The sequence below is a fragment of the Polaromonas sp. P1_G2 genome, assembly GCF_056405515.1.
Window position 1 is genome coordinate 1 of the sequence record NZ_JBFUBY010000200.1, and the last position, 7,646, is coordinate 7,646.

The 7,646-nt window shown below is 56.5% G+C and carries 8 protein-coding genes; all 8 read right to left on the reverse strand.

The window, feature by feature from the left end:
- Window positions 1–8: 8 nt before the first annotated feature.
- From AC1D0P_RS18180 to AC1D0P_RS18215, 8 genes are read right to left on the reverse strand one after another with little or no spacing between them, the layout of a single operon-like run.
- Entirely contained in the window at window positions 9–755 is a 747-nt protein-coding gene (locus tag AC1D0P_RS18180) for a class I SAM-dependent methyltransferase (protein ID WP_477678033.1), read from the reverse strand.
- A gap of 60 nt (window positions 756–815) precedes the next feature.
- A complete protein-coding gene (locus AC1D0P_RS18185; protein ID WP_477678034.1) occupies window positions 816–2,033 on the reverse strand; it encodes a glycosyltransferase in 1,218 nt (405 codons plus the stop codon).
- A 10-nt stretch (window positions 2,034–2,043) separates the two neighbouring features.
- The gene (locus AC1D0P_RS18190) at window positions 2,044–3,600 is read right to left on the reverse strand and encodes a hypothetical protein (protein WP_477678035.1); all 1,557 of its coding nucleotides are present in this window, start codon (window positions 3,598–3,600) and stop codon (window positions 2,044–2,046) included.
- 52 nt (window positions 3,601–3,652) lie between these two features.
- Window positions 3,653–4,540 carry a glycosyltransferase family 2 protein gene (locus tag AC1D0P_RS18195; protein ID WP_477678036.1) on the reverse strand — a complete coding sequence of 296 codons (888 nt, stop codon included), beginning with the start codon at window positions 4,538–4,540 and terminating at the stop codon, window positions 3,653–3,655.
- A gap of 37 nt (window positions 4,541–4,577) precedes the next feature.
- Complete coding sequence (locus AC1D0P_RS18200; protein WP_477678037.1) at window positions 4,578–6,527, reverse strand: tetratricopeptide repeat protein; 1,950 nt, start codon at window positions 6,525–6,527, stop codon at window positions 4,578–4,580.
- A 25-nt stretch (window positions 6,528–6,552) separates the two neighbouring features.
- A complete protein-coding gene (locus AC1D0P_RS18205) occupies window positions 6,553–7,014 on the reverse strand; it encodes a pilin (RefSeq protein WP_477678038.1) in 462 nt (153 codons plus the stop codon).
- Between the two features lie 42 nt (window positions 7,015–7,056).
- Window positions 7,057–7,191, reverse strand: a complete 135-nt coding sequence (locus AC1D0P_RS18210; protein WP_477678039.1) for a hypothetical protein — start codon at window positions 7,189–7,191, stop codon at window positions 7,057–7,059.
- Between the two features lie 25 nt (window positions 7,192–7,216).
- Window positions 7,217–7,516 carry a hypothetical protein gene (locus AC1D0P_RS18215; RefSeq protein WP_477678040.1) on the reverse strand — a complete coding sequence of 100 codons (300 nt, stop codon included), beginning with the start codon at window positions 7,514–7,516 and terminating at the stop codon, window positions 7,217–7,219.
- Between the last annotated feature and the right edge of the window lie 130 nt (window positions 7,517–7,646).

The window sequence follows — 7,646 nt, forward strand, 5'->3', positions numbered from 1 at the left end:
CCATTGCCCTAGCCTGCACTCGGAAGTTGTCTGGGCGGTTTTCTTGCTAWCAAAAGGTTGTCATCTCGAAACGATTTTGGCTCACCGAACAGGCACGCCGAAAGCCGTCTCTTGATATCTTCAATCGTCCAGAATCTCACATAAAAGAGGGAGTGCCGACCCTGAGCGGCAACCGGGGCCACCATGAACTTGCCGTTAGCGGCAAGGCAACGCTGCACGTTGCTCATGGCGAAATCAAGCTTTTCCTCGCTCACGATGTGTTCAATCACGTCTATCATCAAAATCAGGTCGAACTCACCATCCAGGACGTCGGCCGTGATGTCTCGGCGAATGAACTGAAACCCGGGGAAGCGCGCCGTCAGTACGGGAAATAATGCGTCGGTAATATCAAGACCCAAATAACGAGTGGCGCCCTGCTCCTTGAGCAGCCCGGTGTAGAAACCGTTTCCGCAACCGATCTCCAGCACACGAGCACTTGCAATATCGATTCCCTCCATTCGGCACAGGTCAAGAAAATCCGCAGAGGCCTTTTCATACATCACCTGGTTATTCTGCTCTGACAATCCCTCGTCTCCCACGCCTTTCAAGGAAGTGCCGTACCGCGTGAACCTGTCACTCCAGTACCGTGCGGCGTCATAACCGTCCTTGGTGCGGTATTTCATCGGAGCCACAAGTGTTTTGTAGAAGGCCCGGCGAAGGAAACCAAAGGGGTCCTGTCTAAATTTGCCGATAGCTGTTTGCAGGGTTGTCTTCATAATGCATGGCGTGTAGAACAAAATACTTGGCGGTGAAGGCTTTTCATGGATGTATCGAAATCATTGTCGTCCGGTCTCGTCTAACTCGTCAAACAAGCGGCCATAGCGGGCGGCAACACCATCCCAATCGAAATGCTGCATGACGTGCGCCCTGCCGCTGCGCGCCTGCTGCCGCCGTAGACGAGGCTCCATCAATAGCTTGACTACAGCGTCGGCGATGGCGGCGGGGTTTTTCTGCGGCACCAGCAAACCGGTATCGCCGTCGATGATGACATCGCGTATCGCCGGCAAATCAGAAGCCACTACGGGGCATTCACACGCCAATGCCTCGACAAGCACCAAGCCCAGCCCTTCCTGGTCACCTTGGGCTGTGACGATGGATGGGGCCACAAAAACTGTTGCTCGCCTATAAAGCTCGGGAAGATCTGAATTCGGAAGGGCTGYCCTGAACGTGACGGCATACCCGATACCAAGGCGATCAACCTGCTGCTTGAGTGCATCTCCAATGGGCCCATCGCCGACAATACTCAGTCGCGTTCCGGGCTGCCGACGAATAATTTCGGGCATGGCGGCCAGTAGAAATGGGATGCCCTTCTTTTCAACCAATCGCCCGACAAACAACAGCTCCTTGTCGGCGCGTTCCGTGGAGGAATTGGGAGTAAACAAGGTTTGCGCATCGACTCCCATGGAGATCGTGTTCAGTTGATCAGGTCTTGCTCCCAGCGAGCGTGCGCACGCTACCATGGCGCTGCTAACCACCGTGATCCGTGAAGAACGGCGGATGATCCATTTTTTTATCCGTGTCAGCAGCCAGCCATTCAAACCCAGCAGGTCACCCCCATGCGAAGTGCAGAGCAGAGGCGGCATTTTTCTCACCAGCAGACCGGCAATGACCACGCTTAGCCCTTGCGGAACCAGCCAATGGGCGTGAATGAAATCAATCTGTTGCCGGCTCAGGAGCCGGCACAGCGCAGCAACTTGCGCTGCAAAAAAGAGGGGCAACAGGCAGAAGCGCCAACGGTTTTGCTTCAGGTTTGCGAGAATTCCCCCCTGATAGGCGAGCTTTTCCCAGCGCGGAAAGGCGTAGGAAAAGCGGACGACCTCAATACCAGCCATCATCTCGAACCGTTCTGCGCCATCGGCATGGGGAGCCAGGACAAGAATTTCGAACTTATCCCCAAGCCTGCGGGCCAACTCGAAAACAAACGGAGGCTCGCTGTCACCTTGCCAGCGCGGAAAAGTGGAGGTCAGAACCAGCACCCGTTTTTTTGTCCCCATTTTTCAGGTCCTAATCGGCATACACCGACGGCGCGGCCCGCCCGGTGGGACGCTGCAAGCGCCAATGGGAGGGTGCTTTTAGGCAGTCGACTGCCCAGGCGGGTAGTTCAGTGGCACCAATGAACAGCACGCTTTCGGCCGGTGCGCCCCTCCAGCCCGAACAATTACTGGCGTGGGGTGAATAGATTTTCCCTCCCGTGAGATAGCGGAGATGAACCGCCCGGTAGTCCGTCAGTATCAACGTGGACGGATCGATGTTCGCGAGGTTGTCGGTCAGCGCTCGACTCGAAACAGAGGTGTTCCTCATGTCCCGGTATCCAAGGCCGAAGGTAGCGCGCCAACGAGGCACACCATCCGACGAATAGTTCTCGTGAGTTCTGTTAGCCTGCTGCAGACCGGTATTAATTAACCAACCAAGCAACATAACTATCACTATTTTTTTCAGATCCCAGAAGCGATCGGCAAACGCAGCATCGACTGCCGGAATCAGGGCGAAAAGAAGAAAGGGCCCAGCCACGGCCAACATGCGCAGATCCAGGTCCACGTCTGCTTGAGCTTTTCTTGCGTACAGCAGAAATAGCAGGTAGCCCGTGGCCCAGACGATTGGCAGCCATATTTTCGGCGGGCGAAGCCACTGAAAACCACGGCGCCGAAAAGCTTTCACGCCCAGGATGGCAACCGCGACAAGAATTGGAATTTCAAGATTTGCCCTGAGCACCATGCTGAAGGCAAAGAATGAATGTTCAGCCAGATCGATGATGGCAGCCGCATCCTCAAAGCCCCGCTCCATCCTCGACACGCCACCACGGGTCGATCCGGAGATGTTGCCGGCCAGCTGCCAATTGCGAAGCCACAAGGGCAAAATCAATATGACGCCCAGCAGCATCGCACCTGCGGCATGCAAAACCCGCCGCCAGAACGCCGCGCCCGATGCCAGCAACACCGAGACACCAAGTATCGGCAAGAACGCCACGCCTGCGTACCGGACCCAATTGGCAATTCCCACACAAACAGCTGCAACGGCCAGCCAGATAAGTTCCTGTCTGGATGTCCGGTATTTCCAGAATGCCGCATAAGCCATCAGCAGCAGGGGAATAAACAGTGTCTCGCTCCATGCATGGCCGTAAACGACCATGTTGCCAGGCGTGAAGGCATTCACCAACGCAATGACCGCGGCAATGGAAGACCGCCCAGTGACCATCATGCCTACCCAGAATATCGTCAGCGTGGTCAGAATCAGTAACACCGGATTCAACAAGGAAGGCACGTCGTCAATATCAGCATGCCCCACGCTCATGATCAATGCCCACAGCGCCGGATAAGCGGGTGGCCAGTTAAGCAAAGGCACGGACTCGGGTACCGGCGTCGCGACATTGCTTGACTGCATCGGACGGCCGGCCACGAAGTTCACCGCCACGTCCGGGTAAGTCAACGAATCCATCGTGTACGCAACCCGGCCACCTGCCGCATACTGCATGAGCCCCAATACCATCGCGACAACGGCCAGAGCCAGCGCAATCGCAGTCAAGCCGCGTGAAGGAGCGAGACGAAGGAGGTGAGCAATCATAGGGGAGGAGTTCCGAGGAAATTCCTCAAAATTTCATTGCCTCGAGGCTTCACTATTTTCCTTCTTGGTCGCTGCTATCAATATCCTTGTAATGCAGCGCGGAAATCTGCTCGGAAACGATGCCGATAAGAAAAGTGAAAATTGCGGAGAGAAACAACAGCGCGCTCATATTCGTGAAACGGCCGGCAGTCAGGTAGGTATACAGATAGTAAGCAAGCCCCGTCAGGAAGAAACCTCCGCTGATCGGAAGGAAAAGTTTCTGCGGCGAAAAAAGCGTTCCTATCTTGATGATGATCAACAGGAACCGCAAGCCGTCGCGCAAGGGATGAATATGGCTGGCGCCATTCGCCCTGCGGGGTGAGTGGATGGGGACATAGGCCACACCGTAACCGGCGCGGAAAAAACTCATGGTGATGGTTGTGGGATACGAAAACCCATTCGGCAACAGATACAGGAACTGGCGAAACCGGGCTGCTCGAACCACCCTGAATCCCGAAGTCAGGTCGGCAATCGGCTGCATCACCATCCAGCTGGCGAACCGGCTAAAAATGTCGTTGGCGGCCGCACGGTGCAGGCCGGCCTGCGAGCCCGCCTGCCGCGCGCCCACCACCATGTCGTAGCCCTTGTTGAACTCCTCGAGCAGGCTCGGAATGTCTTCGGGCTTGTGCTGGCCGTCGCCGTCCATGAACACAATCACCTCGCCCCGCGCCGCGCGAGCACCGGTTTTGATCGCCGCGCCATTGCCTTTGGGGTAGGGATGCCTCAGGTGCGTGACACGGGACTCGAGGCATACGGCAGCCGTGCCGTCAGTCGACCCGTCGTCGACAACAAGTATTTCGGCATCCGGCAGGAGCGCAACAAGCTGGGGCAAGATAGCGCGCAAATTTGCCGCTTCATTTCTGGCGGGGATGACAACAGAGATTTTGATTGTGTGGGTCATTGAAAGCCTGGGCGGTTCGCGTAACTGTCGTGTCACCTTATTTTGCTGCCAGCAGTTCGTTGATTGTTTGCCGTTCTTCTGCCGAAAAGCTCTCGCCTTGCAACTCGAGCAGCAAGCGCCGCGCCTGCTCTCGCTCCCCTGAAATGAGCAGCAGCTGTGCCCATTTGAGGCGGTTGCTCGGATTGCCAGGGTTCAGCGCCAATGATCTTCCAAGGGCCATGCGGGCTGCCGGACCATCGCGCTCGCGCAACCACAAATAGTCTGCATGCCAGGAATGCAGGATGGACTGTACCGCAGGCGAGACATCGGGATTGGCAAGAGCGGCCGCGAACAAGCCGTCAACTTCGGCCCTGCCCAGGCATGCCGTACCCGCAATGGCCATTGCCTTGAGGCTGTAGAGCGCGCCGCTGTCGCCCGGTGCAAAGCGTGTTTTACGCAAGCGGCGGGACAGCTCGTCAATCTCGGTCCGTTCCACCGCATTTTTGGCCTTGCAGTCCAGCTGGATCAAGCCAAGCAAGCTCATCTTGAAATTCGGATCGACTTCGGTGGCTGCCGTATAGTGCCCACGGGCGAGAACGTAGGTTCGTGAGTCCGGCAAAGTGGCGTCCGGCAAGTCGGACAGCACGAGCCCCGCTTCATGCCGGGAGCGGGCCGAGGCCGGGTGGTGCAGGGCTTCGATCTGGGTACGCCGCAGCTCATCGCCGAACTGGTTCGCGCGAAGCCCCGTGACAAAGGAAGAATAGACCAGAGCTAAGCCCGCAAGCAAGAGGCCCGCCGTTCTGTGCTGCCGCGGGCCCTCCAGCGCGCGAACCAGTGCCCATGCGGCGACCAGCAAGACGCCCAGCAGAGGAAGGTAGTTGCGATGCTCATGGGCAAGTTCCAGCGGCAGCACGGTGGATTCCAGGCTGTGCCCAATCAAGAACCATGTAATCCCGAAGGCTGCGAGTGGCGCGCTTTTGCGGACCCGCCAAGCCAGCCAAGCCAGGCCGGCCAGCCCGAGCAGCGCCGGCAAAGTCGTCCATGGTGAGAACAGGCCCGTGGAAACGGCGATATCGTCGTGGTACAGGCCAAACGGCCCTATCCGCGGTGCAACCATCAGGCCGAGATAGAACCACAGTATCCGCCCCTCTGACAGCAGCCGCTCAATAAGCGAGAACGGGCGAAGATCGTAGCCGGCCCACAGCCATTGCGCACGCCCCAGGAGTACATACACTGCCCCTCCCGCCAGCAAAAAACCTGTCACAGTAATAAAGCCACGACTAAAACGGTCCAGCTTGCCGGATGAGGCTCTGCGCAGAATCACCTCCCAGGCAAGTACAAACAGAGGCAAAAGCACGCCTGTTTCTTTGCTGAGAAAGGACAGCGGCCAGAAAATCGCCCACGCCAGCAGGATCCAGGCGGCACCAGTCTGGCCACCTCGTTCCCGTCCGCCTATATGAAGCAGCAGGGCGGCGAGAAGAAAAAAAGCGGACAAGCTCGTCATGCGCTGCACCACGAGCAGAACAGGAAGAAGCTGGATAGGCTGCAGCAGCCACAAGGCAGTCACAGCGCCGGATGCGATCAGCGTGTTGCTTTGTTTCGCCGCGGACGTGGCGGTGGTCAGGATGCGGTGCGCCAGGCAAAACACCAGGAAACCACAAGCCAGGTGGATCGCAAGATTGGTCGCCTTGAACACAAACGGATTGAAACCGCTGAAATAATAATTGAGCGCAAAACTCAGTTGGGCTACCGGACGCCCGGAAGGGCCCGCGCCGCCGCTCAGGAGCGCTTGATGAATCGACTCCAACGAAAGGTTTTCCAGGCGCACGCCTTGCGCAAAGAGGATGCTGGGTCCGTCATCGAAAAAGAAGCCTCCCTGCAAACCTGGCCCATAAACGGCCACAAGAACTGAACCGACGACGAGTGCAGCCAGCGCAATAATGTGCGAAGTTCGCATGGAAATGGAGAGCGTAGAGGCAAAGAAAAAAGCCCCTTGGCGAAAGGCCAAGGGGCTTTTTTGATACTTCAATCGATCAGAAATCTTTGCAAGAGCTTGGCAGGTACTTGGCTTCGACGGGGCTGGTGCCGCCGCCGCAGCTCCACTTCACCTGGCCGGTAGTCGTGTCATTAACTTGGCCACGCAATACCACCGTCTTGCCGGAAGCACCGGTAGGCAGGCCAGCGGCGGATTGGGTAATCACGATGATGTCACCCTGGGTGGAAGATGTGCCGCTATAGGTCACGGAAGCCACATACTTCGAAGTTTGATTTTGCACACCCATGGACAGTGCCGACAGCGTCATGGTGTTCTTCTGTGCGTAGGTTTCCGCGACGGCCGTACGGCCAGAGGAACCGGCCAGGATCACTTCAGACATTTTGGCGCGAACCATGTAGTCCTGGTAAGCAGGCAAAGCCACGGCGGCCAGAATACCGATGATCGCGACAACGATCATCAATTCGATCAGGGTAAAACCCTGCTGGAGGGAACGTTTCATAAAAAACTCCTTAGATGAAAAGCAATAAAAACCAAAAAGGCCTTAGAACTCAGCAGTTTTCATGCCAGTACCTGCCCCCTCTTGAACACCATGTTCCTGCCATGGAGATCGCTGGGAAAACAGGGTTTCTGGCGCAGTTTTTGTCACCTTGAATTTTTGACGTGACACTTTTGTCACGTCAGAATTGGCGGGCTCCGACCGTTTATCTAACCCGCTGAATCACCCAACGCGTCATCTCGTCCGCGTAGTCTGCTGGAATACCGGCATCGAGAAGCGTCCATTTGAAAACGTTCCCAAGCTGGGCTTTCTTGTAGGTGTTCAATTTATGCTGTGCCTTGAATTGAACAATCTGCACCGCCATTTTCTCCAAGGTGTAATCGACTTTTTTGGCAAATTCCTTGTCCTTCTTTTCCGCTACCTTGGGAATTTTTTCCAGGAAAAACCGCGCAAGAGACGCGCCGAATTTTTTTGCCTCGCCGGCGTCAAACCAAGCCAATGCCATATCGATCCCTGATAGTGTTGCTCGTGCGCTGATTATAGAATCAGCAACGTTTCGCACCAAAGACCAAGCGCTGACGCTTTAGCCGGCGCTTGATTCACGCAATCCCGGCCAGCGCCAGCAGCCTACAAAG